The sequence below is a fragment of the Microbacterium sp. RU33B genome (assembly GCF_900155915.1).
Classification (GTDB): domain Bacteria; phylum Actinomycetota; class Actinomycetes; order Actinomycetales; family Microbacteriaceae; genus Microbacterium.
Genome location: NZ_FTPO01000003.1, coordinates 441,714 through 468,268, shown reverse-complemented (window position 1 = coordinate 468,268; position 26,555 = coordinate 441,714). Strand labels below are relative to the sequence as shown.

Below are 26,555 nucleotides of genomic sequence, written 5' to 3'. Positions count from 1 at the left end.
ATGTCGACGAGGACCCCTCCCGAGCCCGAGCGCGCGCCCATCGCCGTCCCCTCTCCCGCACCGAGGTCGGAGTGGGACGCGTGGGGGTCGACCCCGGCGCACCTTCCGGCAGGCGCCCGCGCGATCGTCGCCGCACTGCTGCCCGGAAAGGCGCATCCGGTGCCCCGTCGAGACGTCCCCGCTCTCACCCCCAGCCGCCTCGACGCCGCCGATCTCGAAGCGCTCGGCGAGACCGTCGGACCCGAGCACGTCACGACATCGGATGCCGTGCGCCTCCTGCACCTCGGCGGCAAGAGCACGCCCGATCTGCTCGCGCGCCGGCTCGACGACGTGCAGACCGCGCCGGATGCCGTCGTGTCGCCGTCGTCGCACGCCGGGATCCTCGCGCTGCTCGCGGTGTGCGACCGACGCGGGATCGCCGTCGTCCCCTTCGGCGGCGGTACGAGCGTCGTGGGCGGCGTCGACCCCGACGCCGGTGCGCAGCGCGCCGTGATCGCGCTCGACCTCGCCCGCACGGCGGGCCTGCACGAACTCGATGCGGAGTCCCTCCTGGCGACCTTCGGCGCGGGCACGACCGGTCCGCAGGCCGAAGAACTGCTGGGAGAGCGCGGGTTCACCCTCGGGCACTTCCCGCAGAGCTTCGAGTACGCCACGATCGGCGGCTACGCCGCGACCCGCTCCAGCGGCCAGGCGTCCCGCGGCTACGGCCGATTCGACGACCTCGTGCACGCCCTGCGCGTCGCCACGCCGAGCGGGGAGCTCGATCTCGGTCGCGCCCCCGCGAGCGCGGCCGGCCCCGACCTGCGCCAGCTCTTCCTCGGCTCGGAGGGGGCCTTCGGCGTCCTCACCGAGGTCACCGTCCGCATCCGCCCCGTCCCGGCCGCCACGGCCTACGGGGCGTGGTCGTTCCCCGACTTCGCCTCGGGCGCGGCGGCGCTGCGCGATGTCACCCAGCGCGGCATCCGGCCCACCGTGCTGCGACTGTCGGATGAGACCGAGACGCGCATCAACGCCACGATGGGCGGTCACTTCACCCGGATGCGGGGGTGCCTGGCGATCGCCACGTTCGAAGCGATGACGGATGCCGATGCCGACGCCGCACGCGCAGCGGTCGACGCGGTCTTCACGGCGCACGGCGCGAAGTCGCGCGGCGAAGACCCGGCCCGGTCATGGGAGCGCGGACGGTTCGCATCCCCGGCGCTGCGCGACACGCTCCTGGACGGCGGGGTCCTCGCCGAGACGCTCGAGACCGCCACGACGTGGTCGAACCTCACGGCGCTGAAGGCGGCGGTGACCGAGGCTCTGACGACGACGCTGACGGATGCCGGCACCAAACCCGTGATCATGTGCCACATCTCGCACGTGTACCCGGCGGGTGCGTCGCTGTACTTCACGTGCATCGCGGCCCTGACCGCCGACCCGGCCGCGCAATGGGCGGCGGCGAAGGATGCCGCGTCGCGAGCGATCGGGAAGGCCGGCGGCACCATCACCCACCACCACGCGGTCGGTCGCGACCACCGCCCCTACTTGGAGGACGAGATCGGGCCGCTGGGGGTCGCGGTCCTGCGCGCCGTGAAGCACACGCTCGATCCGCGCGGCATCATGAACCCCGGAGCCCTCGTCGCCCTTCGAGAGGCTCAGGGCCCAGGAGAGGCTCAGGGACCGGGAGTCGGATGAACGTCACGCTGCTCGTCAACCCCGCCGCCCGGGCGGGGATGCACACGGGCGCGGCCCCGCAGGCCGCGGAGCGCCTGCGTGCGCACGGGCTGCGCACCACCATCATCTCGGGGGGAAGCGCCGAGGAATCGAGCCATCTCCTGCAGACCGCGATCGATCTCGGCACCGACGCCGTCGTCGTGGCGGGCGGCGACGGCACGGTGAACCTGGCGATCCAGATCGTCGCGGGCACCGGCATCCCGCTGGGCATCATCCCCTCCGGCACCGGCAACGACCTCGCGGCCGCCGTGGGGTTGAAGGAGCTCGACGTCGCGCGCGCCGCGGAGGCGATCGCGGCGGGCCTCACGCGCGAGATCGACCTCGCGCGCGTCACGCGCGCGGACGGCTCGACGCGGCTGTTCGGCACCGTGCTGGCCAGCGGATTCGACTCGAAGGTCAACGACCGCGCCAACGCGATGCGCTGGCCGCGCGGCGGATCGCGCTACAACATCGCGATCCTGATCGAGTTCCTGACCCTCGCCGGCATCCCCTACGACATCGAGCTCGAGCTCGCGGACGGCACGACCGAGAGCATCACGACCTACCTCGTGATGGCGACGGTGGGCAACGGCCGCACGTACGGCGGCGGCATCCCGATCTGTCCGGACGCCGACCCCTCCGACGGCGTGCTCGATGTCACGATCGTGCGGCCCGCGGGGCGTCTGCGCCTGCTGCGACTCCTGCCCCGTGTCTACAAGGGCACGCACACGAGCGTCGGCGAAGTGTCGACGTACCGTGTGCGGTCGGTGCGGCTCTCCTCGCCCGGCGTCACCGCCTATGCCGACGGCGATCCGATCGGCGCGCTGCCGCTCACGATCGACGTCGTCCCGAAGGCGCTGCGGATCTTCGCACCCGCAGGCACCGGCTGAGCGCGCTCAGGCCGTCGCGTGGGCGGCGCGGAGCTTCGCGAGCACCTGGTCGCGCAGCTCTTCAGGAGCCGTCTCCTTGCACGCACGGGCGAGCACGTCCGTGAGCGTCTGGGCGACGAGCGCCTCGTCGCGGCATCCGGGGCATCCGTCGAGGTGCTCCTTGATGTCGCTGTGCTCCGTCGTGCAGATCTCGTTGCGCAGGTACTCCTCGAGATCGCGTCGCGCCTTCTCGCAGCCGCAGTCGGTCATTTCGTGCTCCTCGTGGCGGCAGTGTCGATGCCGCGTTCCTTCGCGTAGTCGGCCAGCAGTTCACGGAGCATTCGCCTGCCACGGTGCAGACGGCTCATGACCGTGCCGATGGGGGTCTTCATGATGTCGGCGATCTCCTGGTAGGCGAAGCCCTCGACGTCAGCGAGGTACACCGCCAGCCGGAAGTCCTCCGGAATCGCCTGCAGCGCGTCCTTCACGACGGATGCCGGCATGTGATCGATCGCTTCGGCCTCGGCGGAGCGGCTGCTCGTCGCGGTCGTGGATTCCGCGCCGCCCAGCTGCCAGTCCTCGAGCTCGTCGATCGTGCCCTGATAGGGCTCGCGCTGCTTCTTGCGATACGTGTTGATGTAGGTGTTCGTGAGGATGCGGTACAGCCACGCCTTGAGGTTGGTCCCCTGCGTGAACGTCGCCCAGGAGGCGAACGACTTCACGAACGTCTCCTGCACGAGGTCGGCGGCATCGGCCGGATTGCGCGTCATGCGCATGGCGGCCGCGTACAGCTGGTCCATGAACGGAAGCGCCTGCTCCTCGAATTGGGTGCGGGCGTCGGTCACGGCATCGACCTGTTCGTTCATCACGAACAAGTCTACGTCCGGGGCGTCCCACTCCACGGTGGCGTCACGGACGGGCGGATCCAGGGTGGCGATCATCCGCCTCCTTCCAAGGGTTCAGTAGGGTAGAACCCGATGACTGCCGACGGGTATTCCCTCCCCTCCGCGCCGGCTGCGCGCGGACGATGGGCCGCGCCCACCGCCGCCGCCCCGCTGCACGCCGTCGTGACCGTTCCGGGGTCGAAGTCCCTGACCAATCGCGAGCTGATCCTCGCCGCGATCGCCGACGGTCCGAGCCGCCTGACGGCTCCCCTGCACTCCGAGGACTCGGCGCGCATGGTCGAGGCGCTGCGCGCCCTCGGCGTCGCGATCGAAGCGGTCCCCGGCACGGGCGAGTTCGGCGACGACCTCGTCGTCACGCCCGTCTGGCCCTTCGCCGGCGACACCGTCGTCGACAGCGGCCAGGCCGGCACCGTCATGCGCTTCGTGGCCGCCCTCGCCGGATTCGCGCAGGGCGACGTGACCATCACCGCGCACGAGAGCGCTCTGCACCGGCCCATGGGAGCGATGATCAAGGCGCTCCGCGACATCGGCGTCGACATCGACGACGGCGGCCACTGGGCGCTCCCCTTCTCCGTCAAGGGTCGCGGACACGTCCGCGGCGGTGAGATCGTCATCGACGCCAGCGCATCGAGCCAGTTCGTCTCCGGCCTGCTGCTCGCGGCGCCCCGCTTCGACGTCGGGCTGCATCTCATCCATCGCGGCGAGCGCCTGCCGAGCATGCCGCACATCGACATGACCGTCGAGTCGCTCGCGCACCGCGGCGTGCACGTCGAGCGGCCCGTGCCCGGCGAATGGGTCGTTCCCGCCGGCCCGGTGCGAGGAAAGGACGTCGCGCTCGAGCCCGACCTCTCCAACGCCTCGCCGTTCCTCGCTGCCGCCATGATCGCCGGCGGCAGCGTCTCGGTCACGGGATGGCCGGCGCATTCGACGCAGCCGGGCGCCATGCTCACCGACATCCTGCCGGTCATGGGGGCGCGCGTCTCGCGCCGGGGCGGCACGCTCACGGTCACGGCCGGCTCGAACGGCATCCAGGGCGTCGACCTCGACCTCTCCGCCGCGGGCGAGCTGACCCCGACGATCTTCGCCCTCGCGGCCTTCGCGAAGGCGCCGTCGACGCTCTACGGCATCGGGCACATCCGCGGGCACGAGACCGACCGCATCGCCGCGCTCATCGGCAATCTGCGCGCACTCGGGGGCGAGGCCCACGAACTCGCCGACGGCATCCGCATCGTCCCGGCCCCGCTCACGGGCGGCGCGTGGAAGGCGCATCACGACCACCGCCTCGCCACCACGGGCGCCCTCATCGGCCTCGCCGTCCCGGGGGTCGTGGTCGACGACATCGGAACGACCGCGAAGACCATGCCCGAGTTCCCGATCCTGTGGCAGCGGATGCTCGACGGCGCACCCGGCGATCCGTCCGCGCGCCCGGAGGCGCTGCACGCATCGTGAGCTGGCTCGACGACACCGACGACGAGTTCGACGAGTTCGACGAGGCGGACATCCGCGTCCGCCCCAATCCGAAGGCCAATCGCCCGCGCACGAAACGGCGCCCGGCGCACGCGGATGCCGTGATCGCCCGCGTGCTCGGCGTCGACCGGGGCCGCTACACCGTGCTCGTCGACGAAGACACCGACGACGAACGCGTGCTCACCGCGACCCGTGCCCGCGAACTGCGCAAGACGTCGATCGTCACGGGTGACCGCGCCCGCGTCGTCGGCGACCGCACGGGCGACGAGGGAACCCTGTCGCGGATCGTGGGCATCGAGGAGCGCACGTCGCTGCTGCGCCGCAGCGCCGACGACACCGACCAGGTGGAGCGCATCGTCGTCGCCAATGCCGATCAGATGCTCGTCGTCGTGGCCGCGGCAGATCCCGAGCCCCGTGAGCGGCTCGTGGACCGCTACCTGGTCGCGGCGCTGGATGCCGGCATCCGGCCCATGCTCGTGGTGACCAAGACCGATCTGAAGGATCCGAGCGACTTCCTCGGCCACTTCGAAGGTCTCGACCTCGAAGTCTTCACAAGCGCCCGACTCGAGATGCCGCTCGATCGCATCGGCGCAGCCCTCGTGGGGCACTCCACGGTCTTCGTCGGGCACTCCGGGGTGGGCAAGTCGACGCTCGTGAACGCCCTCGTGCCCGACGCGCATCGGGCCACCGGGCACGTCAATGTCGTCACCGGACGCGGACGCCACACGTCGAGCTCGACCGTCTCACTGCGCTACCGCGGGGACGGGGGCAGTGGCTGGGTCATCGACACCCCGGGCGTCCGCTCCTTCGGTCTCGGCCACGTCGATCCCGCCAACCTGGTGAAGGGCTTCACCGACCTCGCCGTCATCGCCGAGGAATGCCCGCGCGGATGCACGCACCTGCCCGACGCCCCCGACTGCGCGATCGCGGAAGCCGTCAGCCAGGGACGGCTCGGCCCGCGCGGCGCAGAGCGGTACGACTCGCTGCAGCGGCTGCTGGAGACCTTCGCCACGGCGTCCGATCGGCCGAGCCCCCGGCACCAGCCGTCCTAGGCTGGAGCACGTGACCTCACCTCGCCTCGAACCCGGACAGCCCGCCCCCGACTTCACGCTCCTCGATCAGGACGAGCGCTCCGTGACGCTGGAGAGCCTGCGTGGCGCCCCCGTCATCCTGTTCTTCTACCCCGAGGCGATGACCCCGGGGTGCACGACCGAGGCCTGCGATTTCCGCGACAGCCTCGCGCCCCTGCAGGCGGCCGGCTACACGGTCCTCGGGATCTCGCGCGACCTGCCCGAGAAGCTCGAGCGCTTCCGGCAGCGCGACGGGCTCACCTACGATCTGCTCTCAGACCCCGACCACTCGGTGCACGACGCGTACGGCGCGTGGGGCGAGAAGGTCAACTACGGCAAGGTCGTGGAGGGCGTCATCCGCTCGACGTTCGTGATCGACGCCGAGGGACGCATCGAGCACGCCCTCCACAACGTGCGAGCGACGGGCCACGTCGCCCGCGTGCGGACGCTCGTCGGAGTCGGCTGAGCCGTCAGCCCTCGGGAGTGTCGCCGGCGGATGCCTCGCGCCGTGCCTGTGCACCCGCCTCGCGAGCCGTGAGCAGGAGCGCGATGAACGTCACGAGGGCCGGCAGCGCGATGAGGAGCGCGGTGAGCGGTTCTGCGTAGGCGCCGGTGGCTGCGCCGAGCGCCACGGCGAGGATCATGACCTGCGTCACGATGCCGCCCGAGCGCGCCCACGAGAAGCCCCGCCACACGCCGACGGCGAATGCCACGACGGCGATCGCGGCCACCAGGGTCAGCACGATGAGCGCGATCGCGCTCACGGCGGACTCGGTGTCTCCGCCCGCGAGAGCGACGATCTGCCATCCGGCCAGTGCCAGGAGGGCGATCCCCTCGAGCCCGACGAGCGCCGACGCGACGCGCGCCGCGGTGTGTGTCCGCATCCCTGACCTTTCCGTGTCTCGCGGCGGATCGCTTGTGCGGATCCTCCATGCCGCCCAGAGAATACACAGGTCGCCCCGGGGATCGGCCGTGTCAAACCCTTGATTCGACCATGGGGCTGTGGGACGATTGATGAAGCCGTGTGCTCCCACAGCGACGTGGGGCGAGCGATCGCTCGCACTCCCCACAGGGTATCCGACCCGAACATGGGCCCTGGACACACCTACTTCCGCATCAAGGAGCATCACCATGGACTGGCGCGATAAGTCCGCCTGCCTGACCGTCGACCCCGAGCTGTTCTTCCCCGTCGGGAACACCGGTCCGGCCGTCGACCAGATCGAGAAGGCCAAGTCGGTCTGCGCTCGCTGCACGGTCACCGAGGTCTGCCTGCAGTACGCCCTCGAGACCGGTCAGGACTCCGGCGTCTGGGGCGGCCTCTCCGAAGACGAGCGCCGCGCCCTGAAGCGCCGCGCCGCCCGCGCCCGCCGCGCGAGCTGACCCTTCGCAGGAACCGAGCCTCCCGGGAGATCCGGCCCTCCGCGGTATCCGGCCCCCCGCCCGCAACTCCTCACTTCCGGCGTGATGTCGGCGTGTCGTCGACGCGACACCCCGTGCTCCCGTGAAAAGTGAGGAGTTCCGCGCGCGGACGAGGGAGCGGATGCCTCCGCGGCACCCGCGCACGCGGTCGGCGACGGGCGATCAGGCTCCCGAGCGGTCGATCCAGCGCAGCGGGATCTCGATCGTGACCTCGGTGCCGCTTCCCATGATCGTGTGCCAGTCGATCGCGCCGCCCAGTTCGCCCTGGATGAGCGTGCGGACGATCTGCGTGCCCAGGCCCCGGCCCACCTGACCCTCCGGGAGGCCCGAGCCGGTGTCGCGCACGCGCACCTCGAGGTGGTCGTCGGTGCGCTCGGCGATGATCTCGACGTCGCCCTCCTTGCCCGCGAGGCCGTGCTCGACGGCGTTGGTGACGAGCTCGGTGAGGGCGAGCGCGAGCGGTGTCGCGTATTCGCTCGGGAGCGTGCCGAACGTCCCCGTGGTGTGCGTCTGGGCACGCGTGTTGGCGCCGGCGGCGACCTCGGCCACGAGCTTGAGCACGCGGTCGAAGACCGTGTCGAAGTCGACGTTCTGCGCGAGTCCCTCCGAGAGCGTGTCGTGCACGACCGCGATTGCCGACACTCGCCGCATGGCCTGCGTCAGCGCCTCTCGGGCTTCTTCCGAGTGTGACCGGCGCGCCTGGATGCGCAGGAGGGATGCCACGGTCTGGAGGTTGTTCTTCACCCGGTGGTGGATCTCGCGGATCGTCGCGTCCTTGGTGATGAGCTCCTGCTCCTGGTGGCGGATCTCCGTCACATCGCGGCACAGCACGATCGCGCCGATGCGGGTCCCGCGGTCCTTGAGCGGGATCGTCCGCAGCGACACCGTCACCCCGCGCGCTTCGAGGTCGCTCCGCCACGGCGCGCGCCCCGACAGCACGACGGGCAGCGACTCGTCGAACTGCCGCTTGGACGGGAGGATCCGCGTCACGACCTCCAGGAGCGACTCGCCCTCGAGCTCGTCGTCGAAGCCGAGGCGGTTGAACGCCGACAGCGCATTCGGGCTGGCGAACGTGGTCATGCCGTCGACGTCGAGCCGGATGAGGCCGTCGGACGCACGGGGCGCCCCACGACGGGGGGAGGTCGGGGCGGTGAGATCGGGGAACTCGCCGGTCGCGATCATGCGGAACAGTTCGTCGGCGCAGTCGTTGAACGTGATCTGCTGCCGCGAGGGAGTGCGGGCGTCGCCGAGGTTCGTGTGCCGGGTGAGCACGCCGATGACCCGGGGGTCCTCGCCGCGCCCCGCGTGGACGATCGGCACCGCGCGGACGCGGGTGGGAGTCTCCTCGAACCAGTCGGGTGAGGCCGAATCGACGATCACCGACGTGAGGAACGCGTCGCGCACCTGAGTGCGCCATTGCGGACGCACGCGGTCGCCCACGATGTCGCGGTAGAACAGCGTCGCGGCCCCGCTCGGGCGCGTGTGGGCGATCGCGATGAACGAATCGTCCTCGGTCGGCACCCAGAACACGATGTCGGCGAACGCGAGGTCGGCCAGCAGCTGTCCGTCCCCTGCCAGGCGGTGCAGCCATTCGACGTCGGCGGCGCTGGAGCGCCCCTGGGCGTAGACGAGATCGCTGAGGGTCGACACGCCTCCAGCCTACCGAGGCGCGATCTCAGCCGAGGCCCGTCCTGTGGCGGAGCGCTCCGTGCGCGACGGGCGACGGATGCCGCGACCCCTCCCCCGTCTTGGCGACCGGGATGCAGGCTCGACAGGCGGCGCCGGAACGAGGGCCTCGCCCACGAACCGTCGGATCGCGAGCGTGAGCGGCGACTTCGGGGCGGTCTCGGCGACGGGACGACCGGCCAGGAGCGCCGCATCCGTCGAGCGGGCGTCCCACGGCACGAACCACACGTCGCGCACTCCGCCGAACCGCTCCAGCGTGCGTCGCACCTGCCCGCGGGCGTCGATGCCGAGCGAGCCGGGGCGCAGGCGGTTGGCCACGACGGCGACCGGCGTCGCGCCGATCGTCGCGCGCAGATCGGCGTGCGCCCGCAGGAACCGCGAGACCCCCACGGGGTCGGCTGCCGCGACAGCGACGACGAGGTCGGCCGCTCGCAGGGCGGCGAGCGTCGCGGCGTTGCGACGCGGCCCGTCGAGGTCGCTGACGATCTCCTCGTCGCGCTCGAGCGGAGCCGCGACGTCGACGACGATGTAGTCGGCCCACTCGCGGCAGACCTCGAGCGCCGCCGTGACCCGCGAGTCGGTGAGCTCCGGCCACCGGGAGGGCCGGTTGATGCCGGTCAGCACATCGACGCCCGTGCGTCCGAGCGGAACGCCGATGCGGGCGAGCTCTCCGACGTCGAGTTCGCCTCGCTCGGCCTGCCGGCAGGCGGCCGCGAAGCCCGGCCCCTCGTCGGCGAGGCCCAGCTGCAGAGCGACGGACGGCGAATGGGTGTCGGCGTCCACGAGGGCGACCCGGCGCCCACCGCGGGCGAGCTCGACCGCCAGCTCGATGGCGATCGTGGAACGCCCCGGTGCGCCGGGAGGCCCCCAGACGACCATGATGCGGGGCTCGTCGCGCGCCGACGCCGCGGCCGTCGTCACGGCGGGCTCGGCGCGGGAGGCCAGCGCTTCGGCGATCCGCCACGGCTCGGCGTCGAGCGGCAGTGCGGCCGCGAGACCGAACATGCCCGCCAGCGGAGCGTCGACCGCTTCCGCGCACAGCGGCAGGATCCGCACTCCGCTCCGATCGCAGAGACCGACGAGCGCCGACGTCAGCGACAGCCGGTCGGCCTGCAGCACGAGTGCGTCGGCTGCGCTCAGCGCGGCGGCGAGGTCGGCGTCGTGGAGTTCGGGCAGGCGATCGGCGGCGAACTCGGCCGGGGCCACGGATGCCGTCACCCCCACGATCTCGATGCCCTCGCGCTGCAGCGCCTCGGCGAGGAGAGACCCGCGCGGTCCGTCGACGGCGACGACCGCCTTCATCGCGCCGCCCCGGTCGTCTCGACCACCGACAGGGACGAGCCTCCCGACATGGCGGCGAGGGTCGCCGAGACGTCGGAGCGCGGGATGACCAGCTCGAGCGCCGCCGCTCCCCCGCCGATCATCGACTCGTCGCGCGCCACCGACACGACTGTGGCATCGGGCACCAGGATGCGCGGCGCGTCGAACACTCCCCGCTCGACGAGCGGGGCCTCCCAGATCTCCACGATCGAGCCCGGCTCGATCGACGCCGGCACGTCGACGTCGCTGCGCACCACGACGCGCGTCGTGCGGGCGTCGCCGGCAGGACCGACCGCCGCCTGCGGCACGAGCTCGCCTCTGCCGATCGTGCGTGTCGCCACGATGCCGTCCGCCAGGTCGTCGGAGCCCAAGTACGTCCCCGCCACCTGCCCCAGAGCAACCTCGACGACGCGCACGTCGTCGGCTCCGACGACCTCCCCGACGACGATCGTGCGCGCCGCGGCGTAGACGGGTGCCGTGTGACGCGATGCGCTCACGACGAACCACACGCCCGCCACCGAGACGGCGATGAGGGCGATGCCGAGGAAGAACCTCGCATCGCCCCAGAAGGCGTGACGGCGGGCGCGGACGGCATCGGGAGCGTTCATGTCCCCATCGTGCGTCAGACCGCGCGACACGCCTCCGGATTATCCACAAGCCCCGCTCACCCCCTGCGCTCACCCCCTCGGGTCGCCATAATGGTGGATATGCCCGAGCCCCAGGTCTCCGCCGTGCGCCTGATCGCGCCCGCGGCGGTCGCGGAGGTGCTGGGCATCTCGATCGACGAGGTCGTCGATCTCGTCGAGCAGACTCAGCTGCGCGGAGTCCGTGTCGGGTCCCCCGCACGGCTGCGCATCGACGAGCAGAGCGTCGCCGACTATCTCGCGGCGCAGATCGAGGCCGAGCGCCGCATGGCGCTGTGGCGCGAGTCCAGCGAGGCGAGCTTCCCCGAGCTGTGGGGCACCGGGCCGGTCCGCCACGCCGACTGACCCCGCGTCAGAGCAGATCGACGCCCCCGTCGATGCGCACCCACGCGACGGCGGCGAAGGGGACGAGCCGGTGCCCGGTGACCTCCGACGTCCGGCGTGGAGAGCCGGGCTCGTGCAGGGCGATGTCGAGATGGTCGACGCCCGCACGATCGACGGTGCCGGTCAGCAGCCGGCCGTGGGCGAGCTGGATCGCGACCGCGGTGCGGCGGCGGACGAGGTCGCGCAGGAGGTAGCCGAAGGTCAGACGATCGGCCAGCGGCGAGCGCGCCGCGACCGGGGGCCGGGCACTGCGCAGGACGTCGGCGTGGGGCATCGCGATGCTCACGACGCCCGCCAGCGGGGCGACGATCGCCGCGGATCTCGCACCCTGCGGCGCGAGTGCGACCCAGTCGGCACCCACGCCGCTGACCTCCGCCGACACGACCGTGCCGTCGACGAACTCGATCGACACGGAGGTCGCCGCCAGCGCCTCCAGTCGCGCCCGCAGTCCCACCTTCGACAGCCGGAGCCGCTCGGCCTCGGTGTCGAGCGCAGCGCGTTCGGCCTCCCATTCGGAGGCGACCTGATCCTCCAGGTCCTCGAAGAAGCGATCCCAGCGCACCCCGCGAGAGTAGGCCACGATTACGAGTCGATCACGACTTATCCACAGGCGTCCGTCCGTTTTTGACCTGCGCCGTCGGTGTGTTCTACTTTCCGCAAGACATCCCCCTGTCGAGATAGGCACCCATGGCACCGTCGCCCGCGGCCACTGCCCGCGCATTCGCCCCCGCCGATGTGAGAGAGCTCTCCGAGTACTTCGCACCGCAGCGCACGTCCTCCGATGATCTTCCGAGCCCCGAGCCGTTCGTGGTGAACCTCACGCGCGGCGTGCTGGAGGTGTTCGCGGGTGTCCGCGACGTCGACCAGCTCGCGCGGTGGCTCACCGAGGACGCGTACCGCAAGCTCGTCACGCGAGCCAACCTCGCCACGCGCGCCCGCAGCGCCCGCGGCGTTCCCGCCACGCGGACGGTGCACCAGATCATGTCGGTGCACCAGTCCTCCCCCGCCGACGGCGTGGTCGAAGCCGTCGTGATCGTCCGCGGCCCAGCGCGCACTCGTGCGGTCGCGCTGAGGCTCGAGGGCATGGACCGGCGCTGGCGCGCCACCTCTCTCGCGCTGCTCTGAACCGGCAGCGCTCCGCGATCCCCGGGCAGGTCACAACGGCGTGGCCCGTCCGGGCTCCTCACTCCGTGTCGACGGATGCCGCGGCATCCGTCCCGGTCACTGCCGGTACGACGACAGGAAGTTGCCGAGCCGCTCGACGGCTTCGGCCAGGACGCGTGCCTCCGGCAGGGTGACGATGCGCAGGTGGTCGGGGGTGGGCCAGTTGAAGCCGGTCCCCGGCACCAGGAGGACCTTCTCGGCGAGCAGGAAGTCGAGGACGAGCTTCTGGTCGTCGTGGATCTCGTGCACGTCGGGGTCGAGACGCGGGAAGGCGTACAGCGCGCCCTGGGGGCGGTGGCACGAGACGCCGGGGATCTTCTCGAGACCCTCCCACGCCGTGTCGCGCTGCTCGTGCAGGCGACCGGACGGCCCGATCAGCGCGTCGATGGACTGCACACCCGACAGCGCGGCCTGCACGGCGTGCTGGGCGGGGACGTTGGGGCAGAGCCGCGTGGATGCCAGCAGCGTGATGCCCTCGAGGAATCCCTTCGCGTGGGACTTCGGACCGGTCACGACCATCCACCCCGACCGGTACCCCGCGACCCGGTAGGTCTTGGAGAGTCCGTTGAACGTCAAGCAGAGCAGGTCGGGCGCGAGGGAGGCGGTGGGGATGTGCTCCGCCCCGTCGAACAGGATGCGGTCGTAGATCTCGTCGGACAGCAGCAGCAGCGAGTGCTCGCGCGCGATCTCGACGAGGCCCTCGAGCGTCTCGCGGGTGTAGACGGCACCGGTCGGATTGTTCGGGTTGATGATGACGATCGCCTTGGTCTTGGGCGTCACCTTCGAGCGGATGTCGTCGAGATCGGGCTGCCAGCCGTTGTCGTTGTCGCAGACGTAGTGCACCGGCGTGCCTCCGCCGAGGCTCGTCATGGCCGTCCAGAGCGGGTAGTCCGGCGCAGGGATGAGCACTTCGTCGCCCTCGTCGAGGAGCGCCTGCATGACCATCGTGATGAGCTCGGACACGCCGTTGCCGAGGAAGACGTCGTCGGGCGTGAATCGCGGGAACGTCGGGTCCTGCTCGTAGCGGTAGACGACGGCCCGGCGGGCGGACGGGATGCCGCGGCTGTCGCTGTAGCCGTGCGCGTTCGGAATCGCCTCGATCATGTCGCGGACGATCTGGAACGGAGCCTCGAAGCCGAACGTGGCCGGGTTGCCCGTGTTGAGCTTGAGGATCGTGTGGCCCTCGGTCTCGAGCCGGTCGGCCTCGACGAGAGCCTGTCCGCGGATCTCGTAGAGGACGTTCTTCAGCTTGCTCGACTGATCGAGGGTGCGGCGGGGACTCATCGGCTCAGGATACCCGGGCGCGCAGCGGGCCGGTCGACCGTGGGTGGACCGCCGTCAGAGGTCAGCGCGGGATGCCCAGGAGTCCGAGGATCGCGCGCGCGGCCTCGATCGAGGCGGGCGCCAGCCTGTCGAGATCGACACGAGAGCCATCGGCCAGCGCCGGGTCGAAGGCGAGCGGCACGATACGGCGATCGACGAGTGCCGCCTGTCGTGCACGGACCCGGCCGCTTCGCTGCTCTGCGGGCGTGCGTGCGCAGACGACGAGGGCCGCGGCGGCGAGGCCTCGGGCATCCGCATCGACGAGGCGCGCACGGGCACGCTCGATCGAGCCCGTGGTGGCCGCGCACACGAGGATCGCGACGTCACCGGGGCGGAGGGTCTCATCGGCGCCGTGCGGACCGACATCCGCGATGACTCCGTCCTCCCCCGGCGCGAAGTCCAGCCGATCTCCAATCGGATCGTCTGCCCGGGAGAGCACCGCACGGGCCCGCCCCTCGGCGTCGGCGAGGAGCGTGGCCAGCAGCGCCGTGACGGTGCTCGCCCCCTCGCCGCCGCCGACGCCCGCCACGACCAGGCGGGACTCGATCTGGTCGCCGGAGCGGGCCGACGGCACATCTGTGATCGGCGTCACGCCAGCGACCCGTCTTCGAGCACGCAGACTCCGTCGCACCGCACGGCGAGCGCAGCCGCGACCCGCGCGCCGATCTCGGCCGACGCAGTGCTCCCGGCCGACGAGTCGTCGCGCGCCCACGCTTCGGTCCAGAACACCTCTCCCGGAAGCACGGCCGCGGCGGCCGGAGCGAGACGCTCGACTTCGTCGGGCACCGCGACGACCTGCGTGTACTCGACCGAGAGCACGACGCGATCGGCCACGTCGAGGACGAGGTCGAGGGCGCCGTCCCGGGCCCGAGCGATCTTCGCGTTCTCCACCCCGCAGATCGCCGCGGCTGCACGGAGGTCGTCGGTGTCGGGCATCCGGCGTGTGACCAGAACGAACTCACGAGGCATGGTCGCTCCTTGCGCCGTCGACAGGCTGCTCGTCGCGGGACGGGAAGTGCGCAAGGTGGACGACCGCAGGCGGACGCCCTCGCCGGACGATGCGCCCGCGCCCGGGGATCATCTGCTCCGCGTACACCCGCGGGAACACCTGTCCTTCCGACCGCTCACCCGACATCACGATTCCCGTGCCTCCCGTCTCGCGCAGCGATTGGAGGCCGAGATCGAACGATGCGCGCGTGGAACCGGCGACGGGCCTGGTCAGGAACACGTGCAGGCGCAGGTCGCGCGCCGACGGCAGGAAGGGGATCAGCGGGCCGAGCGGGTCGTCGCCGCCCGAGCCGAGGATGTGGTGATCGTCGACCAGCACCACGACCCGCGGACCCGGCTTCTGCGCCGCTTCGGCGGGATCGCTCCGCCGCTGCAGCTCCTGGGCGACCGACGCCGACAGCGCCATCGCCTGCCGGGCGTTCGCGGCGTGGCCGCCGAGGTACTCCTCGGGGACGACCGGTGCGACGTGGCCGCGCACGTCCATCACGGCGAAGACCACCTCGTCGGCGGTGTAGCGCTCGAGGAATCCCTCCGCGACCCCGCGGAGGAACGACGACTTGCCGCTGCCCGCATCGCCGAACACCAGCAGATGCTGCTCGAGGCGGGGGTCGAAGTACTCCCAGCCGAGGTCGTCCTGACGGACACCGATCGGCACACGGTCGGGCTCGTCCAGACCATCGGGGAGGTCCGCGGCATCGAGCACGTCGGGCAGGAGCCGGATCGGGGCAGCCGAGGGTCCCCTCCAGCTCTCGGCGAAGCGCTGCGCGAGCTCTTCGAGGGCCGGTCCGATCTCCTCGTCGTCCACCACGGTCTGTACAGGGAGCGCGACCTGACCGAACAGTCCGTCGTCCGTGACCGCGCGCCCGGGCCCCGCCTCCTTGAGCGTGTCTGCGATCTTGCGCCCGACCTGGGAGTCCATCGGATCGTTGAGGCGGAACTCGATGCGCTGTCCGATGTGCGACTGCTGGCGCATCGGAAGGTCGTTCCACCGATTCATGCCGAGGACGAGATGGATGCCGAAGGACCCGCCGCGCGCCAGGAGCTCCATCAGCCGCTCCTCGAACTCCTCGAACTCCCCGCGGAGCTGGGCGAAGCCGTCGACGAGGAGCACGACGTCGGGCGCGACGATCTCGGGCACCTCTCCCCGCGCGTGGCGCGCACGCAGCACCGGCAGCGAATCGATGCCGCGCTCTCGGAAGACCGTCTCGCGGGCGCGCACCATGGTGAGCAGCTCGTCGAGGAGTCGTCCGATCCGCTCGCGGTCGGAACGGGTCGCCACACCGCCGACGTGCGGGAAGGGCTCGACGCGGGCGAGGCCTCCACCGGAGAGGTCGAGACCGTAGATCGACACCTCGTCCGGCGTGTGAGTGAGCGCGAGGCTGAGCGCGAGGGTGCGCAGCACCGTGGAGCGTCCGGTCTGGGGTGCACCGAACACGGCGAGGTGGCCGCCGCCCTTGGTCAGGTCGAGCATCCACGCATCCTGGCGCTGGCGGCGCGGATCATCGAGCAGCCCGATCGGCACCATCAGCGCTCCAGGGCGCTGTGCACCCCGGACGCGCTCGAAGGCGAACTTCGTGGGCAGCGGCGCCAGCCACACGGGAGCGACGGGCTGGTCCGCGTCGCGCAGGATCTCGACGGCCGTGTCCATCAGGCTCCGCCCGACGTGTGCCGGGGTGGCGATGCGGGCCTCGGCCTCGTCGGTCGGGCTTCCGGCGGCATCCGCCTCGATCGTGTTGTAGACCGGCAGCGCGAGCGCCGTGGCACGCTCGTCGGGATCCGGCTCGGAGGGCTCGGGCAGCGGGGCCGAGACATACCCCGCCCGGAACCGGGTGTACTGCGTCGTGTCGACCTTGAGGAATCCGTAGCCGGGGATCGCGGGCAGGTGGTACGCGTCGTTGGTTTCGAGGATCACCTGGCTCTCGCTCTCGGAGAAGGTGCGCAGCCCGATCCGGTACGAGAGGTAGGTGTCGAGGCCGCGGAGCTTGCCCTGCTCGATGCGCTGGCTCGACAGGAGGAGGTGCACCCCGATCGAGCGGCCGATGCGGCCGATCGTCAGCAGAAGGTCCACGAAGTCGGGCTCAGCCGTGAGCAGTTCGCCGAACTCGTCGATGACGAGGAGGAGGTGCGGCATCGGCGGGAGCTCCGGATGCTGATCGCGCATCGCGCGGTACGCGCTGATCGACGCGATCGAGCCGGCATCGCGCAGCATCTCCTGCCGGCGTCGCACCTCGCCCGCGATGCTCGTCTGTGCGCGACGGGTGAGCTGGGCGTCATCGGCGAGGTTGTCCATGACGCCGGCGACGTGGGGAAGGGCGCTGAACGGCGCGAACGCGGCACCGCCCTTGTAGTCCACGAGAACCATCGCGATGTCGTCGGGCGGATGCGTCAGTGCGAGACCGAGCACAAGGGTGCGCAGCAGCTCCGACTTTCCCGAGCCCGTCGCACCGATCGCGATGCCGTGCGGGCCCATGCCGAGCTGGGCTGATTCCTTGAGGTCGAGCTCGACGGGCTCTCCGGCGTCGTCCACGCCGATCGGGACCCGGAGGAACTCCGCATCCGAGCGGCGACGCCGCCAGGCAGCCCGCAGGTCGTCGGGCGTGAGCGACGCGTAGCCGAGTGCCTCGAGCACCCCGACGGCATCGGCGGCATCGGCCTCTCGCGCGTCGGCGCGGCTGAGGCGGAGGGGCGCCAGAGCGCGGGCGAGCGCCGCCGTCTCGCCGAGCGTCGGTGTGTCGGGACGGATGCCGGTGGCGGGCTGCTCGACACGCACGTCGTCGACCACGACGGCCTCCGCTGTCGCGGTGATGCGGACCGACACCTCGGAAGGCTCCTTGAGCCGGTCATCCACCAGATGGATCATCGTGATGCCGAGTTCGCGCAGCGACGCCTCGCGCTCGGGTGACGGCGGGGCGTGGGCGGTGTCGGCACCGTGGTCGACGAAGACGACGAGCCTCGACATCCGCTCCGCCGCTCCCCGACGCCCCGTGCGCTTCTCGGCGGCGACGGCATCCGACCGTTCCTTCAGCCATGGTGCGAGCAGCGCCCACAGTCGCGGGATCGTCGGGGCGACCCGGCGCACCGCGACCGGACCGTCGTAGAGGTCGGAGTCCTGAACATGGCCCACGACGTCGAGCCCCGCCCAGTCGGCGCTCCGCTCCGGCGGGAACACGAGGGCGATCGCGACGTCATCGGGGGCATGGAAGGCGACGGTCTGCACGAACAGCGCCCGCGCGATCGCCAGCGTCTGGATGCGCGGCCCCACGATCGACACGTCGCCGACGCGATCCAGATCGAGCGTCACCGGCATCCCGTGCACCACCGAGTAGTGCCGCAGCAACTGGGCGAGCTCACCGCGCAGCAGTTCGTCGTGGGGTTCGACGGGGTTGGTGTCGACGGGGAGGGTGAGGGCGTGCCAGTCGACCGGTCCCCTGCCGACGCGCAGCCGCAGAAAATCCGCGTCGCGGCGGCGGCGCTCCCAGCGGCGGGCGGGATCGCGCACGATGTCGGCCAGCGCATCGGGCGCAGGTGACGCGAGCAGGGCGCACTCGCGCACCGCATCGCCCTGGCGGCGCAGTTCGCCGCGCTGATCTTCGAGGTATCCGAGGAAGTTCTCGCGCTGCACCCGACGGCGACGCGCAGCCTGACCGCGCTGACTCAGCGCCATGCCGAGGCCGCCGACGACCGCGACGACGAAGATGATCGCCGCGACCAGCACCATGACGGGATTGGTGCGCAGCACCGTGATCATCACGACCGACGACATCGCGCCGACGACGGGCAGCAGCATCTGCAGCGGAAAGCCCCGTGGATCATCGGGGGCGCGCGGCGGAGCGGCCACCTCGCTCGAGGTGGGCGCCTGCGGCGGATGCACGATGCGTGCCGGCCGGTGGACGATCCGCACGGTCATGCGCGTGCACCTGCGCCCTCGACGAGTTCGGCGGCGATGGCGAGCATCGCGCGGCGGGTGCGCCGCGACGGCGCGCTCCCGGAGGCGAGTGCCGCATCGAACGGCACACGCAGCACGCGCCCGTCGCTCTCACCGAGGCGGAGGCGGGTTGCGGCCGCCCCGCGCCGAGCGCGATCGACGAGCACCACCACGACGTCCGGTCGGTGGGACTCTCCCCGGATCGCCGCGACGAGCGAGGTCGCTCCGGCGAGTCCTGCGCGATCGGCGTCTGCGACGAGGCACACGGCGTGCGAAGCGCGGGCGATGTCGGCGATGTCGCGCAGGTCGCGGCGGCGTCCCCAATCGGTGAAGACGAGCGGGAAGAAGCGCCCGATGGAGGCCGTGGACGCCCGCCACTCCTCGACGGAGGCGGGCCAGGATGCCGACGCGGGATGGCCGAGGCCGAGGTAGCGCAGATGGTCTCGCGGCGGGAGCCCGTGCGAGGCCTCCGCGAGCGTCTGCGGGTCGGCGCGCACCGGATCCGGGAGTGTCAGGCGCTGGTCCGGCGCGAACCCGAGACCGGCGGCGAGGCCTTCTGCGGCACCGCAGGCGTCCACGGCGAGCACGGGAGTGCCGCGCCGCCGGGCCGCGACCGCGGCCGTGCCGGCGGCGATCGTGGACGTGCCCGTGCCTCCGGCCAAGGACAGCAGCGAGATGCGACGACTGGTCGCCATGGGTGTGCGGACGCGGCGATCGAGGTCCACCAGGACGCGCTGGCGTTCTGCCCACCCCCACGCGCCCGCGGCGACCGGCCGGTGCGCGGCGGCGGGCCGGCTCACGGGAAGGGTCATGGGAAGACCTGCAGCAGGTCGGGGTAGACGGCGAGCACGCCGAGGAGGAGCGGCGCCGTCGCGAGCACGGCGAAGAGCTCCAGCACATTGCCCCAGCGGCGCAGACGCACCCGCGCATGCGCGGTCGGACGGATGCCCGCCAGCGCGACCCCGGCCACACCGAGACCGATCAGCATCGCGATGCCCGCCCAGCCGGGAAGCAAGGGGGAGGCCGAGACGGCGATCAGCACGGCGACCGAGGCCGCCCAGAGCGGGGCCACGTGGACCGTCAGCGGGAACTGCCGCGTACGCAGCGAGAGCACGAGTCCCATCGCGATCGCGAGGAGAAGGGCGTACAGCTCTCCCGACAGCGCGAGCAGGCAGGCCGCCGCGCCGACCGTCAGCGCGAGGGGTGCGCTCAGCCAGGCGAGGCTCGCGTAGGCGTCCTCCAGCGATGTCGCGACGGCAGGCCGCGATGGAAGCTCGCCGGCGATCGCGGCGTCGTCGAGTGTCGACAGGCCCGACGTGGCGAGGGCGATCGAGGGGAGGATGCCGATGACCACGAGCGCCGCGAGCCCCACGAGTCCTGCCGACGCGGTCGGCGAGAGCACGGTGTACGAGAGGGCGAGCCAGGTGCCGGCCCCGCCGACGCCGGCGAGCGCGCCCCAGGCGGGCGCGGTCCGGCGACGCGCGATGCCGAAGCCCACGCCCAGCGCTGCAGACACGAGCACGACGGCGAGGAGGGCGCTGCGCAGCAACCCCGTCGCCCCGGGTTCGAGGGGGACGGCCTGCGCGAGCGGGAGCGACAGTCCGAGCGCCACGGCCGTGGCCCACGTGTTCGTCCAGGGACGCCGCAGCCGACCGCCGAGGACGGCGACGACGAGCGCCGCGATCCACGTGCCTCCGAGGACGGCGACGGCGCTCGAATCGTCGAGTCCCCGGCTCGCGACGTACCCGAGCAGCACAGCGGCGACACCGACCGCGAGCGCACCGACGACGTATCGCGCCGTCTCACCCCACCGATCGCCGCGACCCACGAGGGCTTCGGCGACGACCTCGGTGACATCGGCGACCTCCGGCGGGGGTGGGGCCTCCTCCTCGTGGACGATGCGCAGCACATCTCCGTCGACCACCGCGAGCTCCCCCGGGGTCGCCGCGAGCTCCACCTGCTCGCCCGTGCGGCGGACGAGTCTCACGGGCGCTCCGGTGAAGTGCGACGCCTCCCCCAGCAGATCGAGGAGATCGGGCAGGAGCGCAGCGAACGTCTCATCGTCGGGCACGACGACATCCGCTCGACGCGAAGCTCCGACCACGGTGAGTCGCGTGAACGTCATATCCAGTCCTCCCCCGGACGCGGCGGCGCCTCCCACACGACGGCGGCGCGATCCTGCTCCTGCCTCTCGCGTTCCTGCTGCGCCACGACGCTGCCGATGAAGGACACGGCGACGCACACGGCGCACACCACCGCGGCCACGACGATGCTGCCGATGAAGCGCTGGATGTTCGTGCCCACCGATCGTCGGGCGGCGACCGGCCCGAACACGAGCGCCGCCGAGAGCCGCTCGCGATGGACGCGCACGGCCTCGAGCAGCAGAGCATCCCGATCGATCATCGCGTCGCACCTCCGAAGAGCAGCCCGGACAGCACGGGTGAGGCGGCGGTCAGCCGCTCGGGACCGAGGTCGTCGGCGAGGGAGCGGAGGTGCGCCCACGCCGTGACGGGATCGCGGTCGGTCAGGTCGATGAGCAGGGACGGGATGCGGCGCGTGCCGAGCAGGATCCCGGCGTGCCGGGCCGCGAGTGCGTTCACGTCGACGTCGAGAGCCCGCACGCCCGGGGCGCCGATCAGGAGTGCGAGAGGCCACCCCGGCCGTGGCATCCGCGGTGCGCGGAAGAGGTCGGCGCGGCCGGGATCGGCGAAGGCCGATGCGAAGAGGGGGATGCCGGGCGCAAGCGCCGCCAGGGCACCGGCCACGGCCGACACGCGGGGCGGGAGGTCGGGATCGGCCTCATCGCCGAGCGCGACGACCAGCTCGCTCAGCTCCTCGATGCCGTGGCGGGTACGGTGCACCGCGATCGACCCGTGCATCTCGTGCGCGGCGCGGGGACCTGCCACGAGGTAGCGGGTCGGCTGGCCGGCCTCGCGCGCATGAGTGGTCAGCGCACCACGATTCCACGGTGATCCGGACGGCTCGTGCGGTCCCCAGCCGACCGGCAGGACACCGGCGGTCGCCTCGGCGAGGGTTTCGATGTCGCCGCCGAGGATCGTCTCGAGCGCGTTGCGGTGTCGGCGCGCGGCGGAGAATCGCACGCGGAACGCCTGCGCTGCGGGGTCCGGCTCGAGGAACGACGGATGCAGGTCTTCCGGACCGAGTGCGGGGCGGCGGTCCGCCGCCTCCGGGATGCGCAGTCTTCGCCCGGTGAGTCCGTCCCACGCCGTATCGCCCTCGGCGACGCCCCATGCCCCGCCGGACTCCTGCAGCACCCGCACGAGGCTGTCGCTCAGCACGGCGTCGGACGATGTCACGAGCACGGGCCTGCGCCCGCGGCGCTGGGCCGCCACGAAGAAATCGGACCTTCCGGCACCGAGGGCGACCCGGGCAGCGGAGGAACGCGTGATCACCACACCTGTCGCCGTGGCATCGAGGAGCGGATGCGGGTACGTCGGCTTCGCAGCGCTCATGCGGCCGCGCTCCCCTCGCGTGCGTCGACGCGGAGGACGAGGCCGGCCAGCAGCAGGTGCGCGCCGGGAGTCACCTCGACGTGCTCGCCGGGGCGCAGATCGACGGTGCGATCGCCTTCGACCAGCTGCGTGCCGTTGGTCGATCCGAGGTCCTGCGCGAAGACACGGCCGTCGATACGATCCACGCGCACGTGGGACTTCGAGATCGAGCGCGACATGTCGGGCAGCGACACGACGACGGTGTCGCCGCCGACCGGTGGGGGGTTGCGTCCGAGCACGACGCTGCGCACGAGCGGCATCCGGATCCGTCCGTCGAAGACGAGGGTGAGGGCGGGCGCATGGATGTCGCGCGCCACGATGCCGGGCATGCGCGGAGGCAGCGTCGCGATGCCACGGGTCGCGAGTGCGAGCGGATCGGAGTCGCCGCGCACGACGACGGTGGTCGATCCGAACAAGCGGCCGAGTGGTCCCTGGGGCGCATCGGGCGCCGGGATGCCGCGGGCGTTGCGGGAGAAGGGATGCCCCAGCCCACGCCACGACAGCGCTGTTCCGTCGTCCGCTCGGACGGTGCGGGTGGAGGTGAGCAGTCCGCCGAGCGCGCGTCCGGACCGCAGCCACCCCACGAGTTCGACCGCACCCGCGACCCCTCCGGCCAGGAGGCCGAAGAGCAGGGCCGCCGGCACCCCGAGGCTGAGCGTCGCGGCGAGCATCCCCGCGGCCACCACGAGAGGCGCAGCGAGCGAGATCGCACAGGACAGCGCGCGCCGCACGGGGGATGCGGGGGCGGCGCCGCCCGCGAGGGGTCCGACCAGCACCGGGTCGAGCACGGCACCGGCGATCGCACCGTCGCACGCCGGGCAGCGCGCCGCACCGATGACGAGGGTCTCACCGCATCGGGCGCACACCGCCGTCATCATGGGATGTCCGCCAAGGGACCGCGGTCGCCCGGGATACCGCGCGCCTCCTCGAAGCGCTCGACGTCGGCGAATTCCTCGTGGATGACGATCAGGAGTACCTCCCGCTTCACACGGGCAACCGCCAGTCGGCCTCCGCTGGCGAGATCCCAAGACGTCTTCGGGAAGGTGCCGCGGTGCACTCGAGAAGGCTCGCCGAGGATTCCCTCCACGACGGATCGCGTGTCCGAGTAGGCGAGGGCAAGGGATCTCCGATCCCCTTCATCGGCTTCGTCGGTTCGTGAGGACACCGCGACGGATATCTCCGAGATCATGCCGCGGAGCAAGGCGATGGTGGCCAATGACCGACCGAAAGAGAAGGACGCGATGCAGTCCACGCCCTTCTCGCGATCGGATCGCAAGGTCCACCCGAGGGACTCAGCGACCGGATAGATCTCCGCCTTCGGGGCAGGCCATGTGAGGGCAGAAAAGATGTCGACGATCGTCCGCACCTCATCGATCGTGGCCTGGTCGACGGTCATCGAGTCCACCTGGCGACAACGTCCGCCGTGCCGAGGTCTCCCCGACCGCGTGCGCACACCAGTACCGGGGCGACCATCACTCAGGGTCGACCATCAGTCTTCCGAGCCGGGATACTCGTCCTCAGACACCCCACGTCGCTCTTCCGCGCGCTCCACAGCCGCGTAGCGCTCTTGAATGACGATGATCGCCACGACGAACCCGAGATGCGCGACGGCCAGGCGGCCTCCGTTGGACAGGTCCCAGCTCGTCTTGGGACTCGAGCCGCGACGCGTGCGGGCGGGATCGGCCAAGATGCCGGTGAGAATCGAGCGAACGTCATCGTAGGCGAGGTCGAGCTCGGCCACCTGCGCCGGATCGTCCTCGTCGATGCGCGAGGAAACGTGGATCGTGGCCTGAGCGAGGTGGTCGTCATCGAGCAGGATGCTCGCCGGCGTGCGACCGAACGACAGAGCGGTCGCGTACTCCAGACCACTCTCGAGTTCGAGCCGCAACGTCCACCCGAGACGCTCCCCGATGGCGACGGCGTCGGATTTCGGTGCCGGCCAGGACAGGGCAGCGAAGGCATCGACGATCGCACGCATTTCGTCGATCGTCGCGTAGCTCACGGTCATGCGATCAGCCTATCCCGGTGAGTTCAGGCAGGCTGAGTCGCAGGACGGCGGGATCGAGCACCAGGTTCTCGATCTTGACGCTCGTCCCGGTCTTGGCGGTGACGAGCAGATACCGCAGCTCGATGGAGCCGTCCATCAGCCCCCGCACGACGTCAGGATTCTGGGCGAGGTATGACTGGAGCTGCGGATCGATCCGGAAGATCTCGTTGAAGTAGGCAGTCGATCCTTGGAGGGCCTGCACGCCGTGGACATTGCGGCCGTTCCCGAGGGTCGAGGATCCTCCCTTCGCCTCGGCCACGATGAGCGTGTCACCCGAGCGGGTGAGCCCGACCTGGTCGAACTGACCGGAAGGAGCGCCCCGCCCGTCGACGACGACATCCGCGTCCAGGGAGTGGATGACGTCCTGCGCTGCGACGTCGCCCAAATGCTCGGACGCATCCACCTGCGCGGTGAGCGTGACGCGATCCTCCCACGCCGTGCGCTGCAGCACGTTGAGCGCCTCGATCCGCTCGGCGAGCTGATCGGGCGTCAAGTCGAAGTCGCTCGTGACGTCGGCCCTGAGCCGGGCGATCGTCTTGTCGATGGAGCCGACGTTGAGATCGCTCGGCGCGACCCGGATTCCCAGCTCGTCGAGGCGTGCGACGGCATCGGCTCGGGCATCCCGCGCCGACTGACGGTCCTGCACGGCGGTCTGATGCTCGGCCGCGGCATCACGGAACTCGTCGGACGAGACGAGATCCACATCGCTGGCAGGAGTCCGGGTCGGAGAGTTCGGGTCGATGGGCGACGCAGGATCGCCGCTGCCGTCAGTGTCGGCCGAGTCGTTGGAGCCGTCAGAGCCGTCATGCGGCGTGTTCACGCCGTCGTCCGGCGTGTTCACGCCGTCCGGCGAGCCGTCCGCGCCACCTTCCGGGCGATCCGCAGCGTCGGGGCGATCCGCACCCTCGGGCACGTTCGCACCCTCGGGACGGTCCACGAGATCCGGTCGGTCCGCTCCGTCGGAGTCAGGCAGGTCCGGTCGGTCGCCGGGGAAGTCCAGGTCGAGGTCGAGGTCCCCCAGATCCACATCGATGTCGACGTCGAGGTCGATCCGGGGGATGTCGAAGTCGACCGCGTCGATGTCGACATCCACGTCGACGTCGACGTGTCCGCGTCGACCGAGCTTGGTGATCTTGGAGATGATGCCCGCACCCGCGATGAACGACGTGCCGACGTTGAGGACGACATCCGTCGCCGCGCCCTGCGGGTTCTCCCCCCACCGGTCGTAGGCGATGAAGTCCTTGACGGCGCTGAGCCAGCTGTCGCCCATGACGCCCCAGTCGCCCCACTCGCCCGTCTCGGGGTTGCGGGAGACGAGCGTGGCCATCCCGGCCCACGTCTCCTGGAAGTTGTCCATCGTCCACGAGAAGTCGCCGTCTTCATCCCAGCGCATGCCGACGAGTCCCACGAGGTCCTTGCCGGCGTTGACGATCCAGCTTCCGGCGGCCTCGGCGCAGTTCTCGTCGTCGGGCGACGCCGTGCCCCACGGGGTCTCCGTCTCGTGCGGGATCGTGTCGACCCCGTACTGTCCTTCTTCGTAGCTGCCGCCGCCGGCCGTCAGCGGAACGAGGCAGTTGAGCGCCCGGATGGCGTTCGCGCACGTGCGCTCCGCCTCGTGCATGCGCTCGACCGCGTCGTTCAGGCCCTTCATGATGCGTTCGTTCTCGCTGTTGAGCGAACTGTCGTCCCACCAGTCCTGCGCGCCGTAGGAGCGGGGAACGCGGCCGTGACTGACGGTCTGGGTCGGTTCGAAGGCGTTGACGTTGGCCTTGTGAGTGATGAGATCCGCTTTGAGCGTCGTCATCGACGCCTTGATATCGTCGGCGGTCTCCTTGAACGTCCGCAGGCTGCGGGCGACCGATGCCGTGCGCTCGCCGACGCTCGTCGACATCGTGCCGACGGGGGTCATGAGGCCGAGCAACTGGGCGTCGCCCGGGCCCTTGTACGCCTCGGTGATGGGCGTCCACGCGGCCGCGGCCTGTGTGCCGTTGTCGCTGATGGTCGTGCCGAGGCTCTCGATGGCGGCAGCGGCCGCCTCGATGGCCTCCGTGTTCATGTTGTTCAGCGGGTGAGCGCTGATGTCGGGGACCGAGGGATTCGTCATGCGGTCAGGCCTC

Annotated in this window: 27 protein-coding genes; 8 read left to right on the top strand and 19 right to left on the bottom strand. The window is 71.3% G+C overall.

The features are described from left to right. Together B0B14_RS15520 and B0B14_RS15515 are read left to right on the top strand one after the other, a co-directional pair. Nucleotides 1-1,677 carry an FAD-binding oxidoreductase gene (locus tag B0B14_RS15520; RefSeq protein ID WP_083710652.1) on the top strand — a complete coding sequence of 559 codons (1,677 nt, stop codon included), beginning with the start codon at nucleotides 1-3 and terminating at the stop codon, nucleotides 1,675-1,677. Then, nucleotides 1,674-2,585, top strand: coding sequence for a diacylglycerol kinase (locus B0B14_RS15515; protein WP_076683484.1), 912 nt, complete (start codon nucleotides 1,674-1,676; stop codon nucleotides 2,583-2,585). Before B0B14_RS15520 ends, B0B14_RS15515 begins: the two co-directional genes overlap by 4 nt. A gap of 6 nt (nucleotides 2,586-2,591) precedes the next feature. On the opposite strand, the gene B0B14_RS15510 is transcribed toward B0B14_RS15515, so the two are convergent. Together B0B14_RS15510 and B0B14_RS15505 are read right to left on the bottom strand one after the other, a co-directional pair. Beyond that, nucleotides 2,592-2,834: a zf-HC2 domain-containing protein gene (locus tag B0B14_RS15510; protein WP_076683483.1), complete on the bottom strand. Its 243-nt coding sequence runs from the start codon at nucleotides 2,832-2,834 to the stop codon at nucleotides 2,592-2,594. After that, the gene (locus B0B14_RS15505) at nucleotides 2,831-3,505 is read right to left on the bottom strand and encodes a sigma-70 family RNA polymerase sigma factor (RefSeq protein WP_076683482.1); all 675 of its coding nucleotides are present in this window, start codon (nucleotides 3,503-3,505) and stop codon (nucleotides 2,831-2,833) included. Before B0B14_RS15505 ends, B0B14_RS15510 begins: the two co-directional genes overlap by 4 nt. Before the next feature lie 36 nt (nucleotides 3,506-3,541). Between B0B14_RS15505 and aroA the strand changes: the two genes are divergently transcribed. The 3 genes from aroA to bcp are packed head-to-tail and all read left to right on the top strand — an operon-like array spanning nucleotide 3,542 to nucleotide 6,472. Continuing rightward, nucleotides 3,542-4,918: a 3-phosphoshikimate 1-carboxyvinyltransferase gene (gene aroA, locus B0B14_RS15500; RefSeq protein WP_076683480.1), complete on the top strand. Its 1,377-nt coding sequence runs from the start codon at nucleotides 3,542-3,544 to the stop codon at nucleotides 4,916-4,918. Beyond that, the gene (gene rsgA / locus B0B14_RS15495) at nucleotides 4,915-5,988 is read left to right on the top strand and encodes a ribosome small subunit-dependent GTPase A (protein ID WP_076683684.1); all 1,074 of its coding nucleotides are present in this window, start codon (nucleotides 4,915-4,917) and stop codon (nucleotides 5,986-5,988) included. The genes aroA and rsgA overlap by 4 nt, the downstream gene beginning before the upstream one ends. A gap of 10 nt (nucleotides 5,989-5,998) precedes the next feature. Further along, a complete protein-coding gene (gene bcp, locus B0B14_RS15490) occupies nucleotides 5,999-6,472 on the top strand; it encodes a thioredoxin-dependent thiol peroxidase (RefSeq protein WP_076683478.1) in 474 nt (157 codons plus the stop codon). A 4-nt stretch (nucleotides 6,473-6,476) separates the two neighbouring features. On the opposite strand, the gene B0B14_RS15485 is transcribed toward bcp, so the two are convergent. Continuing rightward, nucleotides 6,477-6,890 (bottom strand): histidine kinase, encoded by a 414-nt coding sequence (locus tag B0B14_RS15485; RefSeq protein ID WP_076683475.1) that lies wholly within the window; start codon nucleotides 6,888-6,890, stop codon nucleotides 6,477-6,479. A 247-nt stretch (nucleotides 6,891-7,137) separates the two neighbouring features. Between B0B14_RS15485 and B0B14_RS15480 the strand changes: the two genes are divergently transcribed. Beyond that, the gene (locus tag B0B14_RS15480; protein WP_055967481.1) at nucleotides 7,138-7,386 is read left to right on the top strand and encodes a WhiB family transcriptional regulator; all 249 of its coding nucleotides are present in this window, start codon (nucleotides 7,138-7,140) and stop codon (nucleotides 7,384-7,386) included. Between the two features lie 201 nt (nucleotides 7,387-7,587). Here the strand turns inward: B0B14_RS15480 and B0B14_RS15475 are convergent, their stop codons facing one another. From B0B14_RS15475 to B0B14_RS15465, 3 genes are read right to left on the bottom strand one after another with little or no spacing between them, the layout of a single operon-like run. Beyond that, nucleotides 7,588-9,075 (bottom strand): sensor histidine kinase, encoded by a 1,488-nt coding sequence (locus B0B14_RS15475; RefSeq protein ID WP_076683473.1) that lies wholly within the window; start codon nucleotides 9,073-9,075, stop codon nucleotides 7,588-7,590. Between the two features lie 9 nt (nucleotides 9,076-9,084). Further along, nucleotides 9,085-10,413, bottom strand: coding sequence for a CpaE/TadZ family protein (locus B0B14_RS15470; RefSeq protein WP_076683470.1), 1,329 nt, complete (start codon nucleotides 10,411-10,413; stop codon nucleotides 9,085-9,087). Then, entirely contained in the window at nucleotides 10,410-11,039 is a 630-nt protein-coding gene (locus tag B0B14_RS15465) for an SAF domain-containing protein (protein ID WP_076683469.1), read from the bottom strand. Before B0B14_RS15465 ends, B0B14_RS15470 begins: the two co-directional genes overlap by 4 nt. A 99-nt stretch (nucleotides 11,040-11,138) precedes the next feature. On the opposite strand from B0B14_RS15465, the gene B0B14_RS15460 reads away from it, so the two are divergent. Continuing rightward, complete coding sequence (locus B0B14_RS15460) at nucleotides 11,139-11,420, top strand: MerR family transcriptional regulator (protein ID WP_076683468.1); 282 nt, start codon at nucleotides 11,139-11,141, stop codon at nucleotides 11,418-11,420. Between the two features lie 7 nt (nucleotides 11,421-11,427). On the opposite strand, the gene B0B14_RS15455 is transcribed toward B0B14_RS15460, so the two are convergent. Next, nucleotides 11,428-12,039 carry a hypothetical protein gene (locus B0B14_RS15455; protein WP_256714415.1) on the bottom strand — a complete coding sequence of 204 codons (612 nt, stop codon included), beginning with the start codon at nucleotides 12,037-12,039 and terminating at the stop codon, nucleotides 11,428-11,430. A gap of 107 nt (nucleotides 12,040-12,146) precedes the next feature. Between B0B14_RS15455 and B0B14_RS15450 the strand changes: the two genes are divergently transcribed. Continuing rightward, entirely contained in the window at nucleotides 12,147-12,584 is a 438-nt protein-coding gene (locus B0B14_RS15450) for an Rv3235 family protein (RefSeq protein ID WP_076683467.1), read from the top strand. A gap of 96 nt (nucleotides 12,585-12,680) precedes the next feature. Here the strand turns inward: B0B14_RS15450 and B0B14_RS15445 are convergent, their stop codons facing one another. From B0B14_RS15445 to B0B14_RS15390, 12 genes are all read right to left on the bottom strand, one after another. Beyond that, nucleotides 12,681-13,907, bottom strand: coding sequence for a pyridoxal phosphate-dependent aminotransferase (locus B0B14_RS15445; RefSeq protein ID WP_076683465.1), 1,227 nt, complete (start codon nucleotides 13,905-13,907; stop codon nucleotides 12,681-12,683). A 61-nt stretch (nucleotides 13,908-13,968) separates the two neighbouring features. Further along, nucleotides 13,969-14,538, bottom strand: coding sequence for a hypothetical protein (locus B0B14_RS15440; RefSeq protein ID WP_076683463.1), 570 nt, complete (start codon nucleotides 14,536-14,538; stop codon nucleotides 13,969-13,971). Next, nucleotides 14,535-14,915 (bottom strand): hypothetical protein, encoded by a 381-nt coding sequence (locus B0B14_RS15435; protein WP_076683461.1) that lies wholly within the window; start codon nucleotides 14,913-14,915, stop codon nucleotides 14,535-14,537. The genes B0B14_RS15440 and B0B14_RS15435 overlap by 4 nt, the downstream gene beginning before the upstream one ends. Next, entirely contained in the window at nucleotides 14,905-18,861 is a 3,957-nt protein-coding gene (gene eccCa, locus B0B14_RS15430; protein ID WP_076683458.1) for a type VII secretion protein EccCa, read from the bottom strand. Before eccCa ends, B0B14_RS15435 begins: the two co-directional genes overlap by 11 nt. Further along, nucleotides 18,858-19,691 carry a P-loop NTPase family protein gene (locus tag B0B14_RS15425; protein ID WP_076683456.1) on the bottom strand — a complete coding sequence of 278 codons (834 nt, stop codon included), beginning with the start codon at nucleotides 19,689-19,691 and terminating at the stop codon, nucleotides 18,858-18,860. Before B0B14_RS15425 ends, eccCa begins: the two co-directional genes overlap by 4 nt. Further along, nucleotides 19,688-21,004: an EsaB/YukD family protein gene (locus B0B14_RS15420; protein ID WP_076683454.1), complete on the bottom strand. Its 1,317-nt coding sequence runs from the start codon at nucleotides 21,002-21,004 to the stop codon at nucleotides 19,688-19,690. Before B0B14_RS15420 ends, B0B14_RS15425 begins: the two co-directional genes overlap by 4 nt. Further along, nucleotides 21,001-21,282 (bottom strand): hypothetical protein, encoded by a 282-nt coding sequence (locus tag B0B14_RS15415; protein WP_076683452.1) that lies wholly within the window; start codon nucleotides 21,280-21,282, stop codon nucleotides 21,001-21,003. The genes B0B14_RS15420 and B0B14_RS15415 overlap by 4 nt, the downstream gene beginning before the upstream one ends. After that, the gene (locus B0B14_RS15410) at nucleotides 21,279-22,352 is read right to left on the bottom strand and encodes a DUF6177 family protein (RefSeq protein WP_076683450.1); all 1,074 of its coding nucleotides are present in this window, start codon (nucleotides 22,350-22,352) and stop codon (nucleotides 21,279-21,281) included. Before B0B14_RS15410 ends, B0B14_RS15415 begins: the two co-directional genes overlap by 4 nt. Then, nucleotides 22,349-23,257 carry an FHA domain-containing protein gene (locus B0B14_RS15405; RefSeq protein WP_179085348.1) on the bottom strand — a complete coding sequence of 303 codons (909 nt, stop codon included), beginning with the start codon at nucleotides 23,255-23,257 and terminating at the stop codon, nucleotides 22,349-22,351. The genes B0B14_RS15410 and B0B14_RS15405 overlap by 4 nt, the downstream gene beginning before the upstream one ends. 8 nt (nucleotides 23,258-23,265) lie before the next feature. Further along, the gene (locus B0B14_RS15400) at nucleotides 23,266-23,787 is read right to left on the bottom strand and encodes a DUF6301 family protein (protein WP_143733742.1); all 522 of its coding nucleotides are present in this window, start codon (nucleotides 23,785-23,787) and stop codon (nucleotides 23,266-23,268) included. A 93-nt stretch (nucleotides 23,788-23,880) separates the two neighbouring features. Beyond that, nucleotides 23,881-24,399, bottom strand: coding sequence for a DUF6301 family protein (locus B0B14_RS15395; RefSeq protein WP_076683443.1), 519 nt, complete (start codon nucleotides 24,397-24,399; stop codon nucleotides 23,881-23,883). Nucleotides 24,400-24,403: 4 nt separating this feature from the next. After that, a complete protein-coding gene (locus tag B0B14_RS15390) occupies nucleotides 24,404-26,542 on the bottom strand; it encodes a hypothetical protein (RefSeq protein WP_076683441.1) in 2,139 nt (712 codons plus the stop codon). Between the last annotated feature and the right edge of the window lie 13 nt (nucleotides 26,543-26,555).

Excerpts from the sequence above, each read along its gene's own strand:
- B0B14_RS15520 (WP_083710652.1), top strand. The coding sequence starts at position 1 with ATGTCGACGAGGACCCCTCCCGAGCCCGAGCGCGCGCCCATCGCCGTC.
- B0B14_RS15515 (WP_076683484.1), top strand. The coding sequence starts at position 1,674 with ATGAACGTCACGCTGCTCGTCAACCCCGCCGCCCGGGCGGGGATGCAC.
- B0B14_RS15510 (WP_076683483.1), bottom strand. The coding sequence starts at position 2,834 with ATGACCGACTGCGGCTGCGAGAAGGCGCGACGCGATCTCGAGGAGTAC.
- B0B14_RS15505 (WP_076683482.1), bottom strand. The coding sequence starts at position 3,505 with ATGATCGCCACCCTGGATCCGCCCGTCCGTGACGCCACCGTGGAGTGG.
- aroA (WP_076683480.1), top strand. The coding sequence starts at position 3,542 with ATGACTGCCGACGGGTATTCCCTCCCCTCCGCGCCGGCTGCGCGCGGA.
- B0B14_RS15485 (WP_076683475.1), bottom strand. The coding sequence starts at position 6,890 with ATGCGGACACACACCGCGGCGCGCGTCGCGTCGGCGCTCGTCGGGCTC.
- B0B14_RS15480 (WP_055967481.1), top strand. The coding sequence starts at position 7,138 with ATGGACTGGCGCGATAAGTCCGCCTGCCTGACCGTCGACCCCGAGCTG.
- B0B14_RS15470 (WP_076683470.1), bottom strand. The coding sequence starts at position 10,413 with ATGAAGGCGGTCGTCGCCGTCGACGGACCGCGCGGGTCTCTCCTCGCC.
- B0B14_RS15465 (WP_076683469.1), bottom strand. The coding sequence starts at position 11,039 with ATGAACGCTCCCGATGCCGTCCGCGCCCGCCGTCACGCCTTCTGGGGC.
- B0B14_RS15460 (WP_076683468.1), top strand. The coding sequence starts at position 11,139 with ATGCCCGAGCCCCAGGTCTCCGCCGTGCGCCTGATCGCGCCCGCGGCG.
- B0B14_RS15450 (WP_076683467.1), top strand. The coding sequence starts at position 12,147 with ATGGCACCGTCGCCCGCGGCCACTGCCCGCGCATTCGCCCCCGCCGAT.
- B0B14_RS15445 (WP_076683465.1), bottom strand. The coding sequence starts at position 13,907 with ATGAGTCCCCGCCGCACCCTCGATCAGTCGAGCAAGCTGAAGAACGTC.
- B0B14_RS15435 (WP_076683461.1), bottom strand. The coding sequence starts at position 14,915 with ATGCCTCGTGAGTTCGTTCTGGTCACACGCCGGATGCCCGACACCGAC.
- eccCa (WP_076683458.1), bottom strand. The coding sequence starts at position 18,861 with ATGACCGTGCGGATCGTCCACCGGCCGGCACGCATCGTGCATCCGCCG.
- B0B14_RS15425 (WP_076683456.1), bottom strand. The coding sequence starts at position 19,691 with ATGACCCTTCCCGTGAGCCGGCCCGCCGCCGCGCACCGGCCGGTCGCC.
- B0B14_RS15420 (WP_076683454.1), bottom strand. The coding sequence starts at position 21,004 with ATGACGTTCACGCGACTCACCGTGGTCGGAGCTTCGCGTCGAGCGGAT.
- B0B14_RS15415 (WP_076683452.1), bottom strand. The coding sequence starts at position 21,282 with ATGATCGATCGGGATGCTCTGCTGCTCGAGGCCGTGCGCGTCCATCGC.
- B0B14_RS15410 (WP_076683450.1), bottom strand. The coding sequence starts at position 22,352 with ATGAGCGCTGCGAAGCCGACGTACCCGCATCCGCTCCTCGATGCCACG.
- B0B14_RS15400 (WP_143733742.1), bottom strand. The coding sequence starts at position 23,787 with ATGACCGTCGACCAGGCCACGATCGATGAGGTGCGGACGATCGTCGAC.
- B0B14_RS15395 (WP_076683443.1), bottom strand. The coding sequence starts at position 24,399 with ATGACCGTGAGCTACGCGACGATCGACGAAATGCGTGCGATCGTCGAT.
- B0B14_RS15390 (WP_076683441.1), bottom strand. The coding sequence starts at position 26,542 with ATGACGAATCCCTCGGTCCCCGACATCAGCGCTCACCCGCTGAACAAC.